The 22,026-nt window shown below is 67.2% G+C and carries 19 protein-coding genes; 12 read left to right on the plus strand and 7 right to left on the minus strand.

Annotation, left to right across the window (positions count from 1 at the left end):
- Window positions 1-129: 129 nt before the first annotated feature.
- Entirely contained in the window at window positions 130-888 is a 759-nt protein-coding gene (locus ACFQPB_RS03435) for an IclR family transcriptional regulator (protein ID WP_382219781.1), read from the minus strand.
- Window positions 889-991: 103 nt separating this feature from the next.
- Here ACFQPB_RS03435 and ACFQPB_RS03440 point away from each other — a divergent pair, with 103 nt between their 5' ends.
- From ACFQPB_RS03440 to ACFQPB_RS03460, 5 genes are read left to right on the plus strand one after another with little or no spacing between them, the layout of a single operon-like run.
- Window positions 992-1,804, plus strand: coding sequence for an SDR family oxidoreductase (locus ACFQPB_RS03440; RefSeq protein ID WP_382219782.1), 813 nt, complete (start codon window positions 992-994; stop codon window positions 1,802-1,804).
- Complete coding sequence (locus tag ACFQPB_RS03445; protein WP_382202333.1) at window positions 1,801-3,126, plus strand: flavin-containing monooxygenase; 1,326 nt, start codon at window positions 1,801-1,803, stop codon at window positions 3,124-3,126. Before ACFQPB_RS03440 ends, ACFQPB_RS03445 begins: the two co-directional genes overlap by 4 nt.
- A gap of 9 nt (window positions 3,127-3,135) precedes the next feature.
- Complete coding sequence (locus ACFQPB_RS03450) at window positions 3,136-4,041, plus strand: bile acid:sodium symporter family protein (protein ID WP_382202335.1); 906 nt, start codon at window positions 3,136-3,138, stop codon at window positions 4,039-4,041.
- A complete protein-coding gene (locus tag ACFQPB_RS03455) occupies window positions 4,038-5,021 on the plus strand; it encodes an SDR family oxidoreductase (protein WP_382219784.1) in 984 nt (327 codons plus the stop codon). Before ACFQPB_RS03450 ends, ACFQPB_RS03455 begins: the two co-directional genes overlap by 4 nt.
- Window positions 5,018-5,935, plus strand: coding sequence for an EamA family transporter (locus ACFQPB_RS03460; protein ID WP_382219785.1), 918 nt, complete (start codon window positions 5,018-5,020; stop codon window positions 5,933-5,935). Before ACFQPB_RS03455 ends, ACFQPB_RS03460 begins: the two co-directional genes overlap by 4 nt.
- 9 nt (window positions 5,936-5,944) lie before the next feature.
- Here the strand turns inward: ACFQPB_RS03460 and ACFQPB_RS03465 are convergent, their stop codons facing one another.
- Window positions 5,945-7,294: a M48 family metalloprotease gene (locus ACFQPB_RS03465; protein WP_382219786.1), complete on the minus strand. Its 1,350-nt coding sequence runs from the start codon at window positions 7,292-7,294 to the stop codon at window positions 5,945-5,947.
- A gap of 43 nt (window positions 7,295-7,337) precedes the next feature.
- Window positions 7,338-8,960, minus strand: coding sequence for an MFS transporter (locus tag ACFQPB_RS03470; RefSeq protein ID WP_382219788.1), 1,623 nt, complete (start codon window positions 8,958-8,960; stop codon window positions 7,338-7,340).
- A 91-nt stretch (window positions 8,961-9,051) separates the two neighbouring features.
- On the opposite strand from ACFQPB_RS03470, the gene ACFQPB_RS03475 reads away from it, so the two are divergent.
- Complete coding sequence (locus tag ACFQPB_RS03475; RefSeq protein ID WP_382219790.1) at window positions 9,052-9,534, plus strand: universal stress protein; 483 nt, start codon at window positions 9,052-9,054, stop codon at window positions 9,532-9,534.
- Window positions 9,535-9,569: 35 nt separating this feature from the next.
- On the plus strand, window positions 9,570-10,565 hold the full coding sequence (locus tag ACFQPB_RS03480) for a 2-dehydropantoate 2-reductase (RefSeq protein WP_382220121.1): 996 nt from the start codon (window positions 9,570-9,572) through the stop codon (window positions 10,563-10,565).
- Here ACFQPB_RS03480 and ACFQPB_RS03485 read toward each other — a convergent pair whose 3' ends face one another.
- Both ACFQPB_RS03485 and ACFQPB_RS03490 read right to left on the minus strand, forming a co-directional pair.
- The gene (locus tag ACFQPB_RS03485) at window positions 10,566-11,186 is read right to left on the minus strand and encodes a MarC family protein (protein WP_382219792.1); all 621 of its coding nucleotides are present in this window, start codon (window positions 11,184-11,186) and stop codon (window positions 10,566-10,568) included.
- A gap of 9 nt (window positions 11,187-11,195) precedes the next feature.
- Entirely contained in the window at window positions 11,196-11,942 is a 747-nt protein-coding gene (locus ACFQPB_RS03490) for an SDR family oxidoreductase (RefSeq protein ID WP_382219794.1), read from the minus strand.
- Between the two features lie 88 nt (window positions 11,943-12,030).
- Between ACFQPB_RS03490 and ACFQPB_RS03495 the strand changes: the two genes are divergently transcribed.
- Genes ACFQPB_RS03495 through ACFQPB_RS03505 form a run of 3 tightly spaced genes read left to right on the plus strand, consistent with a single transcriptional unit; the run spans window position 12,031 to window position 14,238 of the window.
- Window positions 12,031-12,642 (plus strand): 2-hydroxychromene-2-carboxylate isomerase, encoded by a 612-nt coding sequence (locus ACFQPB_RS03495; protein WP_382219796.1) that lies wholly within the window; start codon window positions 12,031-12,033, stop codon window positions 12,640-12,642.
- 1 nt (window position 12,643) lies between these two features.
- Window positions 12,644-13,333, plus strand: a complete 690-nt coding sequence (locus tag ACFQPB_RS03500; protein ID WP_382219797.1) for a dienelactone hydrolase family protein — start codon at window positions 12,644-12,646, stop codon at window positions 13,331-13,333.
- Window positions 13,334-13,338: 5 nt separating this feature from the next.
- On the plus strand, window positions 13,339-14,238 hold the full coding sequence (locus tag ACFQPB_RS03505; protein WP_382219799.1) for an amidohydrolase family protein: 900 nt from the start codon (window positions 13,339-13,341) through the stop codon (window positions 14,236-14,238).
- A 20-nt stretch (window positions 14,239-14,258) separates the two neighbouring features.
- Here ACFQPB_RS03505 and ACFQPB_RS03510 read toward each other — a convergent pair whose 3' ends face one another.
- Both ACFQPB_RS03510 and ACFQPB_RS03515 read right to left on the minus strand, forming a co-directional pair.
- Window positions 14,259-14,738: an Lrp/AsnC family transcriptional regulator gene (locus tag ACFQPB_RS03510; RefSeq protein WP_382202360.1), complete on the minus strand. Its 480-nt coding sequence runs from the start codon at window positions 14,736-14,738 to the stop codon at window positions 14,259-14,261.
- Window positions 14,739-14,757: 19 nt separating this feature from the next.
- Entirely contained in the window at window positions 14,758-17,664 is a 2,907-nt protein-coding gene (locus ACFQPB_RS03515) for a bifunctional diguanylate cyclase/phosphodiesterase (protein WP_382219800.1), read from the minus strand.
- Between the two features lie 281 nt (window positions 17,665-17,945).
- On the opposite strand from ACFQPB_RS03515, the gene ACFQPB_RS03520 reads away from it, so the two are divergent.
- Together ACFQPB_RS03520 and yajC are read left to right on the plus strand one after the other, a co-directional pair.
- Complete coding sequence (locus ACFQPB_RS03520; RefSeq protein WP_382219802.1) at window positions 17,946-21,527, plus strand: indolepyruvate ferredoxin oxidoreductase family protein; 3,582 nt, start codon at window positions 17,946-17,948, stop codon at window positions 21,525-21,527.
- 153 nt (window positions 21,528-21,680) lie between these two features.
- Window positions 21,681-22,004: a preprotein translocase subunit YajC gene (yajC, locus tag ACFQPB_RS03525; RefSeq protein ID WP_382202365.1), complete on the plus strand. Its 324-nt coding sequence runs from the start codon at window positions 21,681-21,683 to the stop codon at window positions 22,002-22,004.
- The last annotated feature ends 22 nt before the right edge of the window (window positions 22,005-22,026 follow it).

A 22,026-nucleotide genomic window follows, 5' to 3' on the forward strand; every position in this document is an offset into this window, starting at 1 on the left:
CGTTTTGTTATTTCGGCTTAGAGCGCCATTTTGACCGGTCAAACCGTCAAAAATTGCCCTGCCGTTTTTACATTGTAGGGACACATGGGGCTGCAACGCAAGCCCACTCTTTCACAAATGCCCACGCTTTCACAACGTGCGCGCCAAGGCCAGGGCTGCCTCGCGCAAGCGCGGCAACTGCAGACGGGCCTGGACCAGGTCCATGCGGGCCGAAGGCGCCTGCAAGGCCAGGGCACAACGCACCGGCCCAGTTGTCGTTCCAGGTGCCCGCACCGGCACGGCCACACACACCAGGCCGTCCACAAACTCCTCGGCATCCACCGAATAGCCCTCGCGGCGAATGGTGTCCAGCTCCGCGAGCAGCGCCGCGCGGGTGGTCAGGGTGGTGGCGGTGTGGCGGGTCAGGGTGAGACCGTCGAGCAAGGCGTTGCGCTGGCGGGTGGGCAAAAAGGCCAGGAACAGCTTGCCGCTGGCCGAGCAATGAATCGGCACGCGCGTGCCGGGCCGCAACTCCAGCCGCAGCGGGAAGGCCGACGCCACGCGATCGAGGTACACCACTTCGGCGCCCGACAAGGCGGTGAGGTTGCAACTCTCGCCCAGGTCGGCCACCAGCTGGCGCAACACCGCGTGGCGCACACCGTGTTGCGTGCTGGCGCTCAAGGTGGCCTCGGCCAAACCGTGCAGACGGGGTGTCAGCGCGTAGCGCCGCCCATCGGGTTCGCGCTGCAACCAGCCGCCACTTTCCAGTTGGGCCAGCATGCGGTGCACCGTGGGCTTGGGCCAACCGGTCAGGGCCACCACCTCGGGCAAAGCCTGCGGCTCGCCCTGGGTCACCAGGTGTTCCAGCAGCGCCAAGAGCCGCAGGCCAGGGGCGTCATCTTTGCCCATACATCGCATAAATCTCGAAAAATGAGACGATTCAATAAATTTTTTCGAGACAAATTCTAGTTCCGCCTACAGTGCGGCGTCAAAGAACCAACGGAGACAACGCGTGTCCACACGCACTTTCAACAACGTGGTGCTGACCGGTGCCTGCGGCGGCCTGGGCCAGGCCCTGGCCCGCGTGCTGCTGGCCGGCGGGGCCCGCGTGGCACTGGTGGGCCTGAACCGCAGCGCGCTGCAAGACCTGGCCGCCACCGCGCCGGGCCGCTGCGCGGTGTACACACCCGACGTGAGCGACGCGGCCGCCATGGCGGCCATGGCGCAGGACTGGATGGGCCATTTCGGCACGCCCAACCTAGTGATCGCCAACGCCGGTGTGGCCGGCGGCTTCGACACCGCACAACCGGGCGACTTGGCGGTGATGCGCCGCATGCTGGAAATCAACCTGCTGGGCGTGGCCACCACGTTCGCCCCCTTTCTGCCCGCCATGCAAGCCGCGCAACAACCTGCCGCACTGGTGGGCGTGGCCAGCATCGCCGGCTGGCGCGGCTTGCCGGGCAATGGCGCCTACTGCGCCAGCAAGGCTGGGCTGATCGCCTACCTGCAAAGCCTGCGCGCCGAACTGCGACCCACACCCTTGACGGTGCACACGGTGAGCCCCGGCTACCTGCGCACCGCACTCACCGCCGGCAACCGTTTTGCCATGCCCGGTCTGCTGGAACCCGACGCCGCCGCGCGTGCGCTGTTGGCGGGTGTGGCCGCCGGGCGCGAGCACATCGTTTTGCCACGCCGCACGGGGTGGCTGGCGCGGGCCCTCATGTGCCTGCCGGCGCGCTGGCACGATGGCCTGCTGCTGAAACAACCACGCAAACCCCGCCCCGGCGAGGCCGGCGCCACGCACATTCCCGGACTGAAAAAATGACCCGTCCTTCCCCAGTGAACACCCAAGACCAGATCGCCCTCATCGGGGCCGGCCCTTCGGGCCTGGCCGGCGCGCGCAACCTGCAGAAACTCGGCATCCCCTTCCAGGGCTTCGAGGCCTGGACCGACGTGGGCGGCCTGTGGAACATCGAGAACCCACGCTCCACGGTGTACGAATCGGCCCACCTGATCTCCAGCAAACGCATGACGGAGTTCAGCGAATTCCCCATGGCCGACAGCGTGGCCGACTACCCCAGCCACCGCGAGCTGCTGGCCTACTTCCGCGCCTTTGCCGACCACTTCGACCTCAAACGCCACTTCCACTTCGGGGTGCGGGTGCTGCAGGTGGAGCCGCTGAGCGAGGCCGCTGACAGCCTGTGGCGCGTGACCTGGCGCGACGCAGCCGGCGACACGCAGTCGGCCGATTTCAAAGGCGTGGTGATCGCCAACGGCACACTGGCCGAACCCAACATGCCCACGTTTGAGGGCCAGTTCGACGGCGAGCTGAAACACACCAGCGCCTACAAAAGCGCGGAGCAGTTCAAGGGCAAACGGGTGCTGATCGTGGGCGCGGGCAACTCCGGTTGCGACATCGCGGTGGACGCGGTGCACCACGCACACAGCGTGGACATCTCGGTGCGTCGGGGCTACTACTTCGTGCCCAAATACGTGTTCGGCAAACCGGCCGATTCGCTGGGCGGCAAGGTCACGCTGCCGCCCTGGCTCAAACAAAGGGTGGACGGCACCATCCTCAAGTGGTTTACCGGCGACCCGGTGCGCTTCGGCTTCCCCAAACCGGCCTACAAGATGTACGAATCGCACCCGGTGGTGAACTCCCTCATCCTGTACCACATCGGCCACGGCGACGTGGGCGTTCGCGCCGACATCGCCCGACTGGACGGTCACACCGTGCACTTCAAGGACGGCAGCGCGCGCGACTACGACCTCATCCTCGCGGCCACCGGCTACAAGCTGCACTACCCCTTCCTGGACCGCGCCCACCTGAACTGGCAGGGCATGGCGCCCAGCCTCTACCTCAACATCTTCGCGCCACGCCACGACCGCCTGGCGGTGTTGGGCATGGTGGAAGCCAGCGGCCTGGGCTGGCAAGGCCGCTACGAGCAGGCCGAACTAGTGGCGCGTTACCTCAAGGCACTGGACAGCGGCAGCCCGAAGGCCGATGCGCTGAAAACCGCCAAGGCAGGCCCGCCGCCCGACCTGAGCGGCGGCTACAAGTACCTGCAGCTGGAACGCATGGCCTACTACGTCAACAAAGACGCCTACCGCCAGGCGGTGCGCCAGGCCGCCGCCGCCTTCGCCTGAGGACACACCATGTTGCCGATTGACGAGATTCGCCTGAACTTCAACCCCGCCTCGCTGGCAGTGCTCAACGGCGTGCTGGCCTTTCTGATGTTCGGCATCGCGCTGGACACCCGCATCGAAGACTTCAAGCGCGTGGCGCGCATGCCTGTGGCCTTTGCGGTGGGCGTGGGCGCGCAGTTTGTGGTGCTGCCGGCCATCACCTACGCGCTCACGCTGTTGCTGGGCGTGGCACCCAGCATCGCGCTGGGCATGATCCTGGTGGCCTGCTGCCCGCCGGGCAACGTGAGCAACGTCCTCACCCACCGCGCCAAGGGCAATGTGGCGCTGAGTGTGTCCATGACGGCGGTGTCCAACGCCATCGCCATCGTGGCCATGCCGCTGAACTTCGCCTTCTGGGGTGGGCTGCATCCCACGGCGTCAAGCCTGCTCAAAACCATCTCGCTGGACCCGCTGGAGATGGCCGGCCACATCCTGCTCATCATCGGCCTACCTTTTGTGCTGGGCCTGGCCTGTGCCCATCACTTTCCGGTCTGGACCGAGCGCTTCAAGAAGCCCATGCGCATCCTGAGTTTCCTCACGCTGATCGGCTTCATCGTCGGCGCCATCGCGGGCAACTGGCGTTATTTCCTCGACTACGTGGGCATGGTCATCCTCGCTGTAGCCCTGCACGATGCGCTGGCCTTTGGCACCGGCTGGGCCTGCGCGCGCGCCTTTGGCCTGAGCGACTACGACCGCCGCGCCCTGGCCATCGAGGTGGGCATACGCAACGCCGGCCTGGGCCTGGTCCTCATCTTCAGCTTCTTCGGTGGCCTGGGCGGCATGGCCGTGGTGGCCGGCGTCTGGGGCTTCTGGGACATCATCGCCGGCCTGCTGCTGGCCGGCTGGTGGGCCCGCAAACCGGTGGCCCAGTCATGAGGGCGCGCCGCATTCTCGTCACCGGCGCCGACGGCTTTTTGGGCCAAGGCCTGATCGCCGAACTGGCCCGCCGCAACAACACCGACGCGGTGGTGGCCACCGACGTGCGCGAAGTGCCGCAGGCGCGACGTTTGCCCGGCATCACCTACCGGGTGCTGGACGTGCGCGACAGCGGCCTGGGCGCCCTGCTGGCCGAACACCGGATCGACAGCGTGGTGCACCTGGCCTCCATCGTCACGCCGGGCAAAGGCTCCAACCGCGCCTTCGAACATTCGGTGGACGTGGGCGGCACCCGCAATGTGCTCGACGCCTGTGTGGCCCAGGGCGTGAAACACCTCATCGTCTCCAGCAGTGGCGCGGCCTACGGCTACCACGCCGACAACCCGGCCTGGTTGACCGAAGACCACCCGCTGCGTGGCAACCCGGTGTTTGCCTACAGCGACCACAAACGCCTGGTCGAAGAAATGCTGGCCCAGTACCGCGCACAGCACCCCGCGCTGGCGCAGACGGTGCTGCGCATCGGCACCATCCTGGGCGAGCGGGTGGACAACCAGATCACCGCCTTGTTCGAAAAGCCCCGACTGATCGCCATCGCCGGCAGCGACAGCCCGTTTGTGTTCATCTGGAACGAGGACGTGACCGGTGCCATCTGCCACGCCTTGAGCGGGGACGCGCCGCCCGGTTGCTACAACCTGGCCGGTGATGGCGCCCTCACCATCCACCAGATCGCGCAGCGCCTGGGCAAACGCACGCGTGTGCTGCCCGCTGGGCTGCTGCAGGCAGCACTCACCGTGGGCAAGGCTCTGGGCATCAGCCGCTACGGCCCTGAGCAGCTCGACTTTTTGCGCTACCGCCCGGTGCTGCTCAACACCGCGCTGAAAACCCGCTTTGGCTACACACCCGCCCAAACCAGCGCCCAGGCCTTCGACGCTTTTGTGGCGGCGCGTGCCGCACAGGGCAAACCGGTCACAGCCGCATGAGCACCACGCATCTGAGCCACGGCGACCTGCTGCGCGCCCTTGCGGTGGTGGTGATCTGGGGCCTGAACTTTGTGGTCATGAAGGTGGGCCTGCAAGGCCTGAGCCCCATGTTGATGGGCGCGCTGCGCTTCACGCTCGCATCGTTGCCTTTTCTGCTGTTCGTGCGGCGGCCCAGCCTGCCTTGGCGCTTTGTCGCGGCCTACGGGCTGGCGCAGGGCCTCGGCCAATTCGGCTTTTTGTTCCTGGGCCTGCAACTGGGCATGACGGCGGGCATGGCCTCGGTGGTGATGCAGACGCAGGCCTTCTTCACCCTGCTGCTGGCCGCGCCGCTGCTGGGCGAACGTGGCAAGCCGGCCCAGTGGCTGGGGCTGACGGTGGCGCTGGGCGGGCTGCTCATGATCGCCACCGCACACGGCGAGGGCCCAGGGCAAATGACCCTGGTGGGCTTTGTGCTCACGCTCTCGGCCGCGTTCATGTGGGCCGTGTCCAACCTGGTGGCGCGCCTGGCCAGCCGCGTGGCCAACTACCAGCCCTTTCCCTTCATCGTCTGGAGCAGCCTGTTCCCCATCCTGCCCTTCTTTGGCCTCGCACTGTGGACCACCGGCCCCGACACCGTGAGCACACAACTGCAAGGCCTGGGGCTCAACGCCTTCCTCGCCGTGCTTTACCTGGCCTTGCTCGCTACCCTGCTGGCCTACACCCTTTGGACACGCCTGCTGCAGCGCCACCCCGCCGCCAAGGTGACGCCGTTTTCGCTGCTCGTCCCGGTGGTCGGCCTGTGGGCGGCGTGGGTGTTTTTTGGCGAACGCCCGCTGGCCCAGCAGTGGCTAGGCACCAGCCTGGTGTTGCTGGGCCTGGTGGTCAACCAGGCCGGTGGCTGGTGGACGGCCTGGCGGCTGCGGCAAGCGGCCTGACCTGGGCGCTCAGCGCAAAGCGCCCCAGGCCTGCAGGCGGCTGTTGGCGTACTGCGCAGCCTGGCCGCTGGCACCCATTTGCAGAAAGCGCCGGTACTGCGCGGCCGCCTGCGGGCGCTGGCCACTCCCCTCCAGCGCCACGCCTTTGAGGAAGGTCACGCCCGGGTCGCCGGGCAACTGGCGGTCGAATCGGTCGAGGTGGGCAAAGGCCGCGCCGGGGTCACGCAAGCTCAGGGCCAGCACGCCCGACAACTTGTGGGCCTGCGCCTCCTGTGGGTAGATGGCCTGCGCCGCCTCGGCATAGCGCCGCGCCTGTTGCGCCTGGTTCTGGGCTTGCAGGCATTGCGCCATGCGGAAGTTGGCCGCGTAGTCTTGGGGCGTGCGCTTGATGGCGCTGGCAAACGCGGCTTGCGCGGCGGGGTAGGTTTTGGTGGCCATCGCCAGCTCGCCCTGCTGGCAGTCGGCGATGGTGGGTTTGATGCGGCGCAGGCTGGCCGTGTGGTCCATGAAACGCTCGCGCTGTGCGGGCGCACGGGCGCTGGCGGCGTAAGTGGTATCGGCCGCGCGGCGGGCGGTCTCCAGGCGTTCGCTGCTCATGGGGTGGCTGGAGAACATGGTCTCCAGCAGGCCCGGCTGCTCTTTTTGTTCCGACACCAACAGGCTGTGCAGGCGCGTCATGCCACTCGCCGGGTAGCCCGCTTTCACCAGATACTGTTGCCCCAGGGCATCGGCCTCGCGCTCATGTTCGCGCGAGTAACCCGCCAGCAACGCGCTGGCCCCCACCTGGCTGCCCAGACCCACCAGGCCACCCCACTGCGAATCACCCGCAGCGATGTTCAGACCCAGCACCGCCACCTGGGCCAACATCGATTGGCCCTGGCGTTGCGCGGCGTGGCGGGCGTTGACGTGGCCGATCTCATGGCCCAGCAAGGCCGCCAGCTCGGACTCGTCCTGCAGATCGGCCAGGATGCCGCGCGTGACCCCCATGGCGCCACCGGGGAAGGTGTAGGCGTTGACGTAGTTGGCGTTGAGCACGCGGTAGGAGTAAGGCATCTGCGGCCGGTGCGACAGGCCTTGCAGGCGCTGGCCCACTCCACTCACGTAGTCGTTGACGGCACGGTCCTGCACCGGCCCCAGGTCTTGTGAGAACTGGTGCGGCGCCACCTCGGCATCCACCGCACGCTCCTGCGCTTCGCTCATGCCCACCACGATGCGCTCGCCAGTGACCGGCGACTGCGCGCAGCCTTGCAAGCCTACCGTGGCGGCGGTGCTGGCGCCCATCAGCCACAAGGCCTGGCGCCGGCTGATCTGGTTTTTGTGCAGGCTCTGCGCCAGCGCTTGGGGGTAGGTGTCGGTCATGGGGCTCCTCCTGGTGTGTTGTCTGCCAGCCGACATCCTAGCGTCAGGTGTGGGCCGTGCTCTCCAGCACATAACGCGTCACGCGCGGCGGCGCTTCGGCAATGTGGAAGGCCAGCTTGCGTTCGCGCAGCGCCACGTCAGCGCCGGTCACGCGGTCGAAGCGGCGCAGGTGGTCGGTCCACGACTCGTCGATCACCTGTTCGACAAAACGCCCCGGCTCGGTGATGTCGTGCAACAACTCCCACGCCAGCGCGCCCTGACGCAAACGGCTGCGGCGGCTCTCCTGCATCAGCGCGCGAAAGTCGTCGCTGCGTGCCGGGTCGATCAGGTATTCGATGTGCACCATCAGGTGCCCGCTGCTGGGCGGCGCCTCGGCCACCGGGCGCTGGATGACACGCGAAGGCGTCATGTCCTCCTCGATGCCACGGTCGCGGTTGTGGCGCTGGGCCAGCGCGGCCAGCAGCACGCCGGAGACAGAAGCCACACCCACCGCCAGATGCACATCGGTCACGGTGGCCAGCTGCCCCCACAAGGCTGCGCCCATGGCGCTGCCGCCCATGATGGCCATCTGGTAGATGGACATGCCGCGCGCGCGCACCCAATCGGGCAGGGAAAACTGGGCCGACACCGACAGGGAATTGGCGGTGCTGATCCAGGCCACGCCAAAAACGAACATGGCCGGTACGGCGAAATACAGGTGCGAGGTCATGGCCATGACCAACATGCCGGCCGACTGCAGGGCCGTGCCCCCCAGCACCAGGTGATCGCGCGACAGGCGCTGGCGCAGGCGGGGCAAGGCGAGCGCAGCCAGGATGGCGCCCATCCCCATGGTGGCCAGCAGCAAGGTGAAGGTGCCAGCGCCCCCTTCTTCGAGCCCTTGTGCCAGCAGCGGCAACATGGAGACACAGGCGGTGGAATGGAAAAAGAACAGGAACACCTGCAGAAACACCGCGCGCAGGCGGGCCGACTGGCTCACGAACTGCACGCCCACGCGCATGGCGCTCCACAGCTTTTCGCGGCCCAGGGGATTGGGCACGTGCTCGCGCTTCCAACGCCAGATGATGACGGCCGAGGCCAGCGACAGCACCGCGTTGAGCACAAACACCCATTCGCTGCCCACGCTGGCGATGAGCGCGCCTGCCACCAGCGGGCCGATGATGCGCGAGGCGTTCATGGACACGCCATTGAGCGCCAGCGCCGCCGGCAGCTGGGCGCGCGGCACCAGCTCGGGCACGATGGCCGAAAACACCGGCCAGCGCATGGCCAGCCCGATGCCGTTGAAAAACACCAGGGCCAGCAGCAAGGGCGGCGTCACCAGATCGAGCACGATGGCCGCACACAGCAGCATGGCCACACCGGCGATCCAGATCTGTGTCATCAAAAAGTAGCGGCGCCGGTCCAGGATGTCGGCCAGCGCGCCGCTGGGCAGGCCCAGCAGAAACACCGGCAGCGTGGCCGCTGTCTGCACCAGCGCCACCCAGATGGGCTTGGTGGTCAGCGAGGTCATGAGCCACGCCGCTGCCACATCGTTCATCCACATGCAGACGTTGGCCATCAGCCAGGTGGTCCACAACATGCGGAACACCGGGCGGCGCAGCGGCGCCAAGGTCGACTTGTCCTGATCGGGGTCCAGTGAAGGTGACTCGGGGGGCTTGGCGTCGGGCATGGGCTATTGTCTACCGGGCGTGCGAAGCGCGTGGTTTGTCAAAAACCGATCTATCATGGTGCCAAACACCCGATCTTTTCGAGGAGACTTCATGAAATTCCTGATCCCGGTGGACGGCTCGGCGCTGTCCCTGGAGGCAGTGCGCCACGTGCTCAAGCTGTCTCAAGCCGGTCTGGACGTCGAATTGCTGCTGGCCAATGTGCAGGAGTCGGCCAGCCTGTATGAAATGGTGGTGGCCCACGACCCGGCGGTGCTGGACGAAGTGAGCGAGGGCGCGGGCCTGCACGTGCTGGCCCCGGCGGTGTCGCTGGTCGAGTCCTCGGGCGTGCCGTTTGAGGCGGTGGTGGCGCGCGGCGACCCGGCGCACACCTTGGTCGAACTGATTGAGCAACACGGTTGCGACGGCGTGGTCATGGGCGCGCACGGCAAGGGCATGGTGCGCCAGGCGCTGCTGGGCTCGGTCACCGTGGAAATGGTGCACGCTGCGCCGGTGCCGGTGACGCTGGTCAAACCCAGCGAGGACACCGCTTTGGACAACGACTTCGAGACCGGCGAAGCCGACGGAACCGCGTGAACCAGAGCCCGGTGTCACAGCCGGCACAGCACAGCATGGGAGACAACGTGGTGATTCAACGGGTGGTGGTGGTGGGTGCTGGCGCCATTGGCGGCTGGCTGGCGGCGGCGCTGCACAAGGCGGGTGCCGATGTGGGCCTGTTGGCGCGAGGCGCCACCCTGCAGGCCTTGCAACGCCATGGCCTGCGGCTGCGCGAGGCCGACAAGGAAGTCAGCCACGAACTGCGGGCCAGCGACCAGCCGGCCGACCTGGGCACACCCGATCTGGTGGTGCTGGCGGTGAAGGCACCGGCGCTGGCGGCGGTTGCACCCCAGGTGCAAGCCCTGCTGGGGCCCCACACGGTGGTGCTGACCGCCATGAACGGCGTGCCCTGGTGGTTTCTGCACGGGCTGAACACGCCATTGAAACAGCGCGCGCTGCGCTCGGTGGACCCCACGGGCGACATCGCAGCGGCCATCGCACCCGAACGGGTGATCGGTGGTGTGGTGCACGCCAGTTGTTCCACCGATGCGCCCGGTGTGGTGCGGCGCCACTTCGGCAACAAGCTCATCATCGGCGAGCCGGCGGGCGGCACCTCACCGCGCCTGCAAGCCCTGGAGGCCCTGTTGCAACGCAGTGGGCTGGAGCTGGAAACCTCGTCGCGCATCCAGCGCGACATCTGGTTCAAGCTCTGGGGCAACATGACCATGAACCCCATGTCGGCGCTCACCGGCGCCACCACCGACCGCATCCTGGGCGACCCCGATCTGCGCGCCATGGTCTCGGCCGTGATGCTGGAGGCCCGCGCCGTGGGCGAAAAAATCGGCCTGCCGATCGAGCAGGAACCGGAGGACCGGCACGCGGTCACCGCCAAACTCGGCGCGTTCAAAACCTCCATGCTGCAAGACGTGGAAGCCGGCCGGCCAGTGGAACTGGACGCCTTGCTGGGTGCGGTGATCGAGCTGGGCCAGCTCACCACCACCGCCATGCCCTTCACCCGGGCGCTGATGGGCTTGGCGCGCGTGCATGCGCAGGCCAAGGGCCTGTACTGATCAGCCAGCCAAAGCGGGGAACAGCTTCACGAGCCCGCTGGCCATCACCTCCACCGACAGCGCGGCCAGGATCAGGCCCATGAGCCGCGTCATCACGTTGATGCCGGTCTGCCCCAAAAAACGCGCGATCGGCTCGGCCAGGGTGAAACACACGGCCGTGGCCGCCGCGATCACCACGCCGTACCCCACCAGGGCCGCGTGTTGCCAGAAGGTCTGTGCGCGGTCGGCGTAAATCACCACGGTGGACATGGTGGCCGGGCCGGTGAGCAAGGGGATGGTCAGCGGCACCACCGCAATCGACGCGCGCGAGGACGCGTCCTCCACCTCGCCCTGCGTGGTTTTGGCCTCGGCCGGCTGGGCGTTGAGCATGGACAATGCCGACGTCATGAGCAGCAGCCCGCCGCCGACCTGAAAGCTGGCCAGCGAGATGCTGAAGAAGTCCAGGATTTGCAGGCCGACCAGCGCACAAAGGGCGATCACCGCAAACGCGCTGATGGACGCGATGGTGATGGTGCGCTGGCGTTGTGCGGGCGAGAAACCCTGGGTGTAGTGGATGAAGAAGGGCACGATGGCCAGCGGATTGACCAGCGCCAGCAGGGTGATGAGGGGTTTCAGGTCCATGGTCAGCTTTCAGCGCCCGCCGCCCACATCCAGCACGGCGCCGGTGGTGTAGCTGGCCTCGTCCGACAGCAGCCACATGATGGCCGCCGCGATCTCCTGCGCCGTGCCGGGGCGTTGCATGGGAATGAGGTGCGACAGGCGTTGTGCCCGGTCGGGCTGGCCGCCGCTGGCATGGATCTCGGTGTCGATGATGCCGGGGCGCACCGCGTTCACCCGCACCCCTTCGGTGGCCACTTCGTGCGCCAGGCCCAGGGTGAAGGTGTCGATGGCGGCCTTGCTGGCGGCGTAGTCCACGTACTGCCCGGCCGAGCCCAGCTTGGCGGCCACGCTCGACACATTGACGATGGCGCCACCCTGGCCGCCATGCCGCGTGCTCATGCGGCGCACCGCCTCGCGCGCGCACAACATGCTGCCGATCACATTGGTGTTGAACATGCGCTGCCAGCGCGCCACGTCCATCTCGTCCACCCGCTGCGCCACGTCCACCACACCGGCGTTGTTGACCAGGGCATCGAGCCGGCCGAGCTTGGCATCGACCTGGGCAAACATGCGCAGCACCTGGGCCTCGTCGGCCACGTCGGCCTGTACCGCCATCGCCGTGCCGCCGCTGGCGCGGATCTGCCGCACCACCTCGTCAGCCGCCAGCGAATTGGCCTGGTAATTCACCGCCACCGCGTACCCACGCTGCGCCGCCAGCAGGCAGGTGGCCGCGCCGATGCCGCGCCCGCCACCGGTGACCAACAGAACTCGGGACATGCACAGACCTTTCAGCAAACAAACGGGAGGAGGCTTAAGCTTCGCAGCTCGCCTGAAGGCGCCCGATTAAACCAAAACCGGAGACAGCATGACCGAAGCGCCCCGTTGCGTCGATTACTTTTTTGCCCCCATGAGCCCCTGGACCTACCTGGGCCACGCGCGGTTTGTGCGCATCGCCCGCGAGGCCGGGGCCACCGTGCGTGTGCGGCCCATGGACCTGGGCCAGGTGTTCCCGGTGTCGGGCGGCCTGCCACTGCCCCAACGCGCGCCCCAGCGCCAGGCCTACCGGCTGGTGGAACTGCGCCGATTCGCCGACAGGCTGCAGCTGCCCCTGAACCTGCAGCCGGCGTTTTTCCCGGTCAAGGGCGACGCCTCGTCGCAGCTCATCGTCACGGTGGACGAACTCGACGGCAGCGACGCCGCACTGGCCCTCACCGGCGCGGTGCTGGCCGCCTGCTGGGCGCAGGACCGCGACATCGCCGACCCCACCACGCTGGCCGACCTGCTGCACGCCTGTGGCCTGCCGGCCGAGCGGCTGGCGCAATCGCAAACACCTGCCGTGGCCGCTGCCTGCCAGGCCCACACCCAGGCCGCCATCGACAGCGGCGTGTTCGGTGCGCCCAGCTACGTGCTCGACGGCGAAATTTTCTGGGGCCAGGACCGGCTCGATTTTCTGCAACACCAACTCGGAGCAAAGTGACATGGGTTCTTTTGTTGAATTGAAAGCCGCCGACGGCTTCAGCTTCCCCGCCTACGTGGCCCAACCACAAGGCGCGCCCAAGGGCGCCGTGGTGGTGCTGCAAGAGATTTTTGGCGTCAACAGCCACATCCGCTCGGTGGCCGATGGCTACGCCGCCGCCGGCTACCTGGCCGTGGCGCCCAGCACCTTCCACCGCGTGCAGCAAGGCGTTGAACTGGGCTACACCGAAGACGACATGAAGGCCGGTTTCGGCCTGAAGATGGCGGTCGAAGCCCTGCCCGCCCCGGGCGTGATGCAGGACATCCAGGCGGCCGTTGACCACGCAGCAGCGGTCAGTGGCAAAAAGGTCGGCATCGTCGGCTACTGCTGGGGCGGCCTGCTGACCTGGCGCGCGGCCTGCGGCCTGAGCGGCATCAGCGCTGCCGCGCCTTACTACGGCGGCGGCATGACCGCAGAGGGCGATGCCGGACGCAAGCCGCTGTGCCCGGTGATGGCCCACTTTGGCGACCAGGACCACTGGATCCCGCTGTACACGGTGGAGGCCTTCCGCGCCGCCCAGCCCGGCGTGACGGTGCACGTGTACGGCGCCAACCACGGCTTCAACTGCGACCAGCGTGGCTCGTACCACCAGCCGTCGGCCGAACTGGCGCGCGAACGCACGCTGGCCTTCTTCGCCCAGCACCTGGGCTGACGGCCATGTGGCACTGGCTGGCGTTCATTGCACTGGCAGTCGCCGGCTCGGCGCTCGCCCAACCCGCGCCCTACAGCGGCCCGCTGTTCGACGCCCACCTGCACTACAACGACGAGGCCTGTGTGCACCAGGCCAGCGCCGCCTGCCCCTACCCGCTGGCCGACGTGCTGGCGCGTTTGCAGCGCAACGGCGTGCGCGCGGTGCTGGCCAACAGCCGCCCCAACGACGGCACCAAGGCGCTGGCCGCCGCCACCGAGGCGGCGCAGAAAGCCGGCGTCACCGTGGTGCCCTTCGTTCGCCTCTACCGCAACCGCGCCGACTACGAAGGCTGGCCCACCGACGCCAGCATCGTGGACATGGTGAACACCGAACTGGCCGCCGGCACCGCAGCCGGGCCGTACCAAGGCCTGGGCGAATTCCACCTGTACCAGAGCCCCGCCGCCAACGGCCCCACGGCTCGGCGCCTGTTGCGCCTGGCCGAGGAACGCGACCTGGTGGTGCTGGCCCATGTGGACGACGCGGCCATCGACCTGCTGATGGCACACACCCCCAGCCAAGGCAAGAAGCTGCGACTGATTTGGGCCCACACCGGCATTGGCGGCACGCCGGTGGCGCGGGTGGAGGCGCTGCTGGCGCGTTACCCCGGCCTGATGGGCGAACTCTCCTACCGCCCCGGCCTGACCTGCGAGGGTGGGCAGCTGTGCCCCGAATGGCGCGCGCTCATGCTCAAGTACCCGGGGCGTTTTCTGATCGGATCGGACACCTGGGTCAATGGACGTTGGGAACAATACGACGCGCTGATGCAGGGTTACCGCGTGTGGCTGGGCGGGCTGCCCACGGATGTGGCCAGTGCCATTGCTTGGGGGAATGGCGCACGCTTGTTCGGCTTGCCAGCACGCCCTTGAGGCCTTGAGTCAGCGCCCGATCAGCGCCCGCTGAGGTGCCCCAACGGCAGCGCCCCGCCCGCCTTCACCTCCCCCAATGAAAAGCTGGTCTGCAGGTCTTTCACATTGGGCAGGTTGACCAGCCGCTGCTGGGCAAAGCGCGAAAAGCTGTCGAGGTCTTGCGCCACCACCTGCAGCTCGAACGTGCCGGTGCCGCTGATGTAGTGGCAGGCCACCACCTCGGGCAGGGCGCGCACCGCTTCTTCCAACGCACGGATGTTGTCGCCGTTGTTGCGCTCGGCGTGCAGACGCACAAAGGCCAGCACACCCAGGCCGATCTTGTGGCGGTCGATTTCGGCGCGGTAGCCCCGGATGTAGCCAGACTCCTCCAGCGCACGCACCCGCCGCCAGCAGGGCGCGGCCGACAAGCCCACGCGCTGAGCCAGCTCGGCGTTGGTCAGGCGGCCGTCGGCCTGCAGTTCACGCAGGATGGCGATGTCGAATTTGTCGAGGTGTTCCATGCAATTGACCCGGGGATGTTCAGGGCGAGGGTGCCATGGCCTTGCCGTGGACGTGGAGGTGTTGGCGCCACCAGTCACCAAAGGCGTCGGCCCCCATGGGCCGGGCGATCAGGTAGCCCTGCAGGCGGTCGCAGCCGTGGCTGAGCAGGAAGTCGCGCTGGTCTTCGGCCTCCACGCCTTCGGCCACCACGTCCAGCCCCAGGTCGTGTGCCATAGACAGGCTGGCCCGGATGATGGCCTCGCCCTCCGGGCTGCCGGGCACGCCGGCCACAAACGACTTGTCGATCTTCAGGCGCGACAGCGGCAGGCGCTTGAGGTAGCCCAGGCTGGAGTAGCCGGTGCCAAAGTCGTCCAGGGCGAGCTTGAGGCCCAGCGCGGTGAGCTCGCCCAGGCGCTCGCTCAGCTCGGGCAACGACTGCATGAGCAGGCTTTCGGTGATCTCCAGTTCGATCTGCGCGGGGTTCACACCCGAGGCGCTGAGGATGTCGCGCACCTGCGGCAAAAACCCAGGCCGGTTGAACTCCAGCGCCGAGATGTTGACCGCGAGTTGCAGGCCGCTGAGACCTTCGTCCTCCCAGGCACGCAGTTGCCGGCAGGCCTCGGTGAACACCCAGCGCCCCAGCGGCTCAATGAGGCCGCAATCTTCGGCCACGGCAATGAACTGGTCGGGCGCGATCAATCCGCGCTCTGGGTGCGCCCAGCGCACCAGCGCCTCGGCCCCCACCAGCCGGCCGCTGCGGGTGTCCACCTGCGGCTGGTACTGCAAAAACAGCTCGCCTTGCGCCAGCGCGCGGCGCAACCCGGTTTCGATGAACATGCGCTGCGACAGGTGCTCGTTCATCTCGGAGGAGAAGAAACGCCAGCCATTGCGTCCGGCGTCCTTGGCCGCGTACATGGCGGTGTCGGCGTGGCGCAGCAGGGTTTCAATGCTGTCGCCATCTTCGGGGTAGCAGGCCAGGCCCACACTGGCCGACACCGTCACTTCGTGTTGGTCGATGAACACCGGCGCCACCAGCAACTGCATGATTTTGCGCGCCGCCACCGCAGCACCGTCACGCTCCTTCAGCCGTGGCAGCAGCACCACAAATTCATCGCCACCCAAACGCGCCAGCACGTCGCGCGAACGCAGGCATTCGCGCAGCCGCAGCGCCACCGTGCCCAACAGGCGGTCGCCTGCGCTGTGGCCCAGGCTGTCGTTGACGTGTTTGAACCGGTCCAGATCGATGAACATCACCCCCAGCCGGTCGCCGTGCCGACGTGCCGCCTCCAACGTGGCCTGGGCCTGGTCCATCCAGTGTTTGCGGTTGGCCAGCCCAGTCAGCGGGTCGAAATGCGCCAGCTGCACCAGGCGGGCGTTGCTGCCGGCCAGCTCCTCGGTGCGCTGTTGCACCAGCAGCTGGGTGCGCCGCCCGTGGCCGGTGATGACCACCAGGAACACACCCAACATGCCCACAGCCCCCATCCCCAGCGCCACCGTGGCCCAGGCGGTCCAGCTGCGTTGTTCCGCGCGGTAGCCTGGCCCTTCGGTGAGGCGGAATTCCCAGAAACGGTCGCTGAAACGCACCGGCAACTCCATGGACATGGTGCGCCCGGCCACCGCCTGCAGCTCGCAGCCCTCCGCGCCCACCAGCCGCTGGTTGCCAGCCCGGCCCTGCGGGTCGATCAGACACAGTTGCAAGCGCTGCGGGGCCACGGGGCCCAGCGCGGCGGTCAACACATCGTCCATGCGGAAGACGGCCGACACCACGCCCTTGAGTTCGCCATACGGTCGGCCGTCGGGCCGCGGGTGGAACACCGCTTGGTACATGACCACGCCACGCTGCTGGCGGGTCTCTTGCACCAGCCGGATGGCCTGCGTCACCTCCGGGCGACCCGAGATCTGGGTGGCCATCACGGCCTCGGACGTGGCCGGCAGCACCAGCACGTCCAGGCCCAGCACGCTGCGGTTGGTCTCCAGGGGCTCCACCAGGGTGATGGGCAAATGGTCGGCCGCCGGCAAGGCGGGGAAGGTCGCGCCCTGCGGATCGCGCCCCAGGATGCTGAAGTGGGCCCGCCCGGCGGCGCGTTGTTCGGCCTCGAACTGCGCGCGCTGCGCTTCGGTCACTCGGGGGCTCCAGCCAAAATTCTGGGTGCCGCTGTAGCGCCGCAGCCAGGGCATCACCGCCTCGCGGTAATCCTCCGGCCGGGTCAGCGAGGCCAGCTCCATCAGCTTGGCCACCGCCATCACACTGTCAGACTGGGCATCCAGCCGGCGTTGCAGCTGCCGGGCCAGCTCGCGGCTTTCCACCTCGAACTGGTCGCGCAGCGCGCGCTCCTCGCCGTCGCGCACCTGGTAGACGGTGGCGCTGGCCAGGGCCATGGCCACCAACATGGGCAAGGCCACGGTGGTGCGCCGCGACACCCAGGCCTCGCGCGGTTGGCCCCACAGCACCAGCAACAAGGGCGTGCTCAACACCACCCCCAGCGCGTCGCCCAACCACCAGTTCCACCAGCTGAACCAGGCCTCCGGCTCGGGCACAACACCCAAGGCCACCAGCACCGGCACCGACACACTGGCGTTGATCAGGCAGGCCACGGGGCCGCCCAGCGCCAACAAAGCCAGCGCGCGGCCCGGGTTGTCAAGTGCGTTGGGGTAGCCCACCCACCGCCGCACCATCCAGGCCGACAACCCCGCCTGCAGCGCCGCGGCCGGTGGCGTGACCAGCAGGTTCCAGTTCAGCACATCGCCACCGCTTTGCCCATTGGTCAGTCCGTTGAGCAGCAGGGAGCCCAGGGCCACCCCCACCAGCCCGGTGCGGCGCCAGGTGAGCGCCGCCACAAACGCCAGGCCGGCCGGCACAAACACCAGCGACACGTGGTCGGGCGCGATGGTCACCCGCAGGGACAACCAGCCCAGCGCGGCATACGCCAGCGCGAGGGCGGGCATCACAAACAAAGGAGGCAAGGACAGAGAGCGCAAAAATGACAGGCAAAAAGAAGGGGCCCGGATCACCCAGGCCCCAGGTGCGCGAATTCTGTAGAAATTTGTCAATTTGTCAATGGAGGCGCAAGAATCTTTGTCAAGTCGCGTTTTTGGAGGCATGAAACGCAAAGACATATCTGGCAACGAGACATACACTTTGCGTTCAATTTCAACCCGGCCACACCCAGGCCAAGCCCCCCAAAAAACACCGGCCCACAAGGCTGGCGCCCACGCAGGAGACTGTCTTGAACGCACCGCTGCCCGAACACATCCGCAAAGCCCTGGAAACCGTCACGCTGGACGACAAGTACAGCCTGGACCACGGCCGCGCCTTCATGAGCGGGGTGCAGGCCCTGGTGAAACTGCCCATGCTGCAGCGCCAGCGCGACGCTCTGGTGGGCAAAAACACCGCCGGCTTCATCAGCGGCTACCGGGGCTCGCCCTTGGGCGGCTACGACCAGGCGCTGCAAAAGGCCGCGCCCTACCTGAAGCAGCAGAACATCGTGTTCCAGCCGGGCGTGAACGAAGAACTGGCCGCCACCGCGCTGTGGGGCACGCAGCAACTGGGTTTTGCGCCGCCCGGCAGCAACAAGTTCGACGGCGTGTTCGGCATCTGGTACGGCAAAGGCCCAGGCGTGGACCGCTGCTCCGATGTGTTCAAACACGCCAACATGGCCGGCACCACACCCTGGGGCGGTGTGATCGCGGTGGCCGGTGACGACCACATCTCCAAAAGCAGCACGGCCGCCCACCAGAGCGACCACATCTTCAAGGCCTGCGGCCTGCCGGTGTTTTTCCCAGCCTCGGTGCAGGAAATCCTTGACCTGGGCTTGCATGCCTTTGCCATGAGCCGCTTCTCGGGCGTGTGGGCGGGCATGAAGACCATCCAGGAAATCGTCGAATCCAGCGCCACCGCCATGATCGACCCGGAGCGGGTGCAGATCGTGTTGCCCGAGTTCGAAATGCCCCCGGGCGGTGTGCACATCCGCTGGCCCGACCACGCGCTGGACCAGGAAGCCCGCCTGTTCGACTACAAGTGGTACGCGGCCCTGGCCTACATCCGCGCCAACCGGTTGAACCACAACGTGATTGAAGGCCATAACGGCGGCAAAGGGGACCGCCTGGGCATCATCGCCAGCGGCAAGGCCTACAGCGACACCCGCCAGGCCCTGCTGGACCTGGGCCTGGACGACAACGCTTGCCGCCAATTGGGCATCCGCTTGCACAAGGTGGCCGTGGTGTGGCCGCTGGAAGCACAGACCACACGCGAATTCGCCACCGGCCTGCGCGAGATCCTGGTGGTGGAAGAGAAGCGCCAGGTCATCGAATACCAGCTCAAGGAAGAGCTGTACAACTGGCGCGGCGACGTGCGCCCCAACGTGCTGGGCAAGTTCGACGAGGTGGAGGGCGACTTCTCGGGCGGCGAATGGAGCGTGCCCAACCCCAGCGCCAACACCTTGCTGCGCGCCAACGCCGACCTGACACCGGCCATCATCGCGCGCGCCATCGCCAAGCGCCTGAAAAAGCTGGGCGTGGACGGCGACATGGCCGCCCGCATCGACGCCCAACTGGCCATTCTGGAGGCCAAGGAAAACGCCATGAAAGCGGTGCCGGTGCTGAGCAGCGCCGAACGCCAGCCCTGGTTCTGCAGCGGCTGCCCGCACAACACCAGCACCCGCGTGCCCGAAGGCTCGCGCGCCATGGCCGGCATTGGCTGCCACTTCATGACCATCTGGATGGACCGCGACACCGTGGGCTTCACCCAGATGGGCGGTGAAGGTGTGCCCTGGGTGGGCCAGCAGCCCTTCAGCAACGACCAGCACATGTTCACCAACCTGGGCGACGGCACCTATTTCCACAGCGGCTTGCTGGCGGTGCGCCAGAGCATCGCCGCCGGCGTCAACATCACGTACAAAATCCTCTACAACGACGCCGTGGCCATGACCGGTGGCCAGCAGGTGGGCGAGCGCCCCGAAGGCCACAGCGTGGTGCAGATCGCGCAGAGCATGCGGGCCGAAGGCGCGGCCAAGATCACCATCGTCACCGACGAGCCGGAGAAATACGCCGGCGTGAGCGGCCTGCCCGCCGGCATCGCCATCCAGCACCGCGACACGCTGGACGCGGTGCAGCGCGAGTTCCGCGAGATCAAGGGCACCACGGTCATCATTTACGACCAGACCTGTGCCACCGAAAAGCGCCGCCGCCGCAAACGCGGCACCCTGGTCGATCCGGCCAAGCGTGTGGTCATCAACGAGCTGGTGTGTGAGGGCTGCGGCGACTGCGGCGTGCAGAGCAACTGCCTGAGCGTGGAGCCGCTGGAAACCGAATTCGGCCGCAAGCGCACCATCAACCAGAGCACCTGCAACAAGGACTACTCCTGCACCAAGGGCTTCTGCCCCAGCTTCGTCACGGTGGAAGGTGGCCAACTCAAGAAGAAAGCCAAAGGCGCGGCCAAAGCCTCGCCCGTGGAACTGGGCGCCCTGCCCGAGCCCGTGTTGCCCCCCACCGAACAGGCCTGGGGCATTGTGGTGGCGGGCGTGGGCGGTACCGGCGTCATCACCATCGGCCAGCTGCTGGGCATGGCCGCCCACATGGAAGGCAAAGGCATCGTCACGCAGGACGCTGCCGGCCTGGCCCAAAAGGGCGGCGCCACCTGGAGCCACGTGCTGATCGCCGACCGCCAGGACGACATCCGCACCACCCGCGTGGGCATGGCCGGGGGCGACCTCATCATCGGCTGCGACCCCATCGTGGCCGCCAACAAGGAAACCACGCTGCGCATCCGTGCCGGCCGCACCCACGTGGCGCTCAACACGCACAGCACGCCCACCGCCGCCTTCGTGAAGAACGGCAACTGGGAGAACCCGGCCGAGCAGTGTGTGTCCAACGTGGCGCAGGCCGTGGGTGAACCGGCCAACCTGGGCCTGTTCGACGCCGACGCCGTGGCCAGCAAACTCATGGGCGACACCATCTTCGTCAACCCCATGATCCTGGGCTACGCGTGGCAAAAGGGCTGGGTGCCACTGGAGCGCGCCTCGCTCTACCGCGCCATCGAACTCAACGGCGTGGCGGTGGAAGCCAACAAGACCGCCTTCGAGTGGGGCCGCCAGGCCGCCCACGATTGGGCGCGCGTGCAGGCCCTGCTGACGCCGGCCCAGGTGATCGAACTGAAAAAGCGCGAAACGCTGGACAGCATCGTGGCGCGCCGCGCCGAGTTCCTCTCCGGCTACCAGGACGCGGCTTACGCCGACACCTACCGCAGCTTCGTGGCGCAGGTGCAGCAGGCCGAAAACGCCCTGGGCAAGACCACGCTGAGCGAGGCCGTGGCCAAGAACCTGTTCAAACTCATGGCCTACAAGGACGAGTACGAGGTGGCCCGCCTGCACACCGACCCGGCCTTCCATGAGCGCATTGCCCAGATGTTCGAGGGCGACTACAAGCTCAACTACCACCTGGCGCCGCCCCTGCTGGCCAAGAAAAACGACAAGGGCGAGCTGCAGAAACAAAAGTACGGCCCGGCCATGCTGACCGCGTTCAAATGGCTGGCCAAGCTCAAGGGCCTGCGTGGTGGCGCGCTGGACGTGTTCGGCAAAACCGAGGAGCGCCGCATGGAGCGCCAACTCATTGCCGACTACCGCGCCAGCATCGAAGAGGTGTTGCGTGGCCTGAACGCCGGCAACCACGCCCTGGCCCTGGACATCGCCCGCCTGCCCGAACAGATCAAGGGCTTTGGCCATGTGAAGGAACGCAACGCACGCGCCGCCCGCAGCCGGTGGGACGGCCTGATGGCCCAGTGGCGTGACCCGGCGGTGCGCCAGGCCGCCTGACAAGCGACAAACCCGTGACCCCGCCGCGCCCTGGCGGGGTCATTCGGCCACCGACAACCCAGCCGAATACAATCCCCGGTTGCCTTCAAGCGGGGCAGCGGCTGGGCCGTGCGTTTCGCTTGAGCCCTCATTGATTCGAACTGGAGATCCGCTGTGTTCATTTCTTCTGCCTACGCCCAAGCCGCCGCTGGCGGCAGCACCCAAGACACGCTGCTGGGCATGCTGCCCCTGGTGTTGATGTTTGTGGTGCTGTACTTCGTCATGATCCGCCCGCAGATGAAGAAACAAAAAGAGCACAAGTCCATGGTGGACGCGCTGGCCAAGGGCGATGAGGTGGTGACCGCCGGTGGCATGCTGGGCAAAGTGTCCAAAATTGGCGAAACCTACATCAGTGTGGAACTTGCCAGCGGCGTTGAGGTCCAGATGCAACGCAGCGCGGTGGCCACCGTGCTGCCCAAAGGCACCGTCAAATTCTGACTCCCCCCGCGCCGCGCCTGCG

The sequence above is a fragment of the Hydrogenophaga atypica genome (assembly GCF_042665215.1).
Classification (GTDB): Bacteria; Pseudomonadota; Gammaproteobacteria; order Burkholderiales; family Burkholderiaceae_C; genus Hydrogenophaga; species Hydrogenophaga defluvii_A.

Excerpts from the sequence above, each read along its gene's own strand:
- ACFQPB_RS03485 (WP_382219792.1), bottom strand. The coding sequence starts at position 11,186 with ATGGACCTGAAACCCCTCATCACCCTGCTGGCGCTGGTCAATCCGCTG.
- ACFQPB_RS03450 (WP_382202335.1), top strand. The coding sequence starts at position 3,136 with ATGTTGCCGATTGACGAGATTCGCCTGAACTTCAACCCCGCCTCGCTG.
- ACFQPB_RS03455 (WP_382219784.1), top strand. The coding sequence starts at position 4,038 with ATGAGGGCGCGCCGCATTCTCGTCACCGGCGCCGACGGCTTTTTGGGC.
- ACFQPB_RS03515 (WP_382219800.1), bottom strand. The coding sequence starts at position 17,664 with ATGCCCGCCCTCGCGCTGGCGTATGCCGCGCTGGGCTGGTTGTCCCTG.
- ACFQPB_RS03490 (WP_382219794.1), bottom strand. The coding sequence starts at position 11,942 with ATGTCCCGAGTTCTGTTGGTCACCGGTGGCGGGCGCGGCATCGGCGCG.
- ACFQPB_RS03505 (WP_382219799.1), top strand. The coding sequence starts at position 13,339 with ATGTGGCACTGGCTGGCGTTCATTGCACTGGCAGTCGCCGGCTCGGCG.
- ACFQPB_RS03510 (WP_382202360.1), bottom strand. The coding sequence starts at position 14,738 with ATGGAACACCTCGACAAATTCGACATCGCCATCCTGCGTGAACTGCAG.
- ACFQPB_RS03460 (WP_382219785.1), top strand. The coding sequence starts at position 5,018 with ATGAGCACCACGCATCTGAGCCACGGCGACCTGCTGCGCGCCCTTGCG.
- ACFQPB_RS03435 (WP_382219781.1), bottom strand. The coding sequence starts at position 888 with ATGGGCAAAGATGACGCCCCTGGCCTGCGGCTCTTGGCGCTGCTGGAA.
- ACFQPB_RS03465 (WP_382219786.1), bottom strand. The coding sequence starts at position 7,294 with ATGACCGACACCTACCCCCAAGCGCTGGCGCAGAGCCTGCACAAAAAC.
- ACFQPB_RS03480 (WP_382220121.1), top strand. The coding sequence starts at position 9,570 with ATGGGAGACAACGTGGTGATTCAACGGGTGGTGGTGGTGGGTGCTGGC.
- ACFQPB_RS03495 (WP_382219796.1), top strand. The coding sequence starts at position 12,031 with ATGACCGAAGCGCCCCGTTGCGTCGATTACTTTTTTGCCCCCATGAGC.
- ACFQPB_RS03500 (WP_382219797.1), top strand. The coding sequence starts at position 12,644 with ATGGGTTCTTTTGTTGAATTGAAAGCCGCCGACGGCTTCAGCTTCCCC.
- ACFQPB_RS03445 (WP_382202333.1), top strand. The coding sequence starts at position 1,801 with ATGACCCGTCCTTCCCCAGTGAACACCCAAGACCAGATCGCCCTCATC.
- ACFQPB_RS03475 (WP_382219790.1), top strand. The coding sequence starts at position 9,052 with ATGAAATTCCTGATCCCGGTGGACGGCTCGGCGCTGTCCCTGGAGGCA.
- ACFQPB_RS03470 (WP_382219788.1), bottom strand. The coding sequence starts at position 8,960 with ATGCCCGACGCCAAGCCCCCCGAGTCACCTTCACTGGACCCCGATCAG.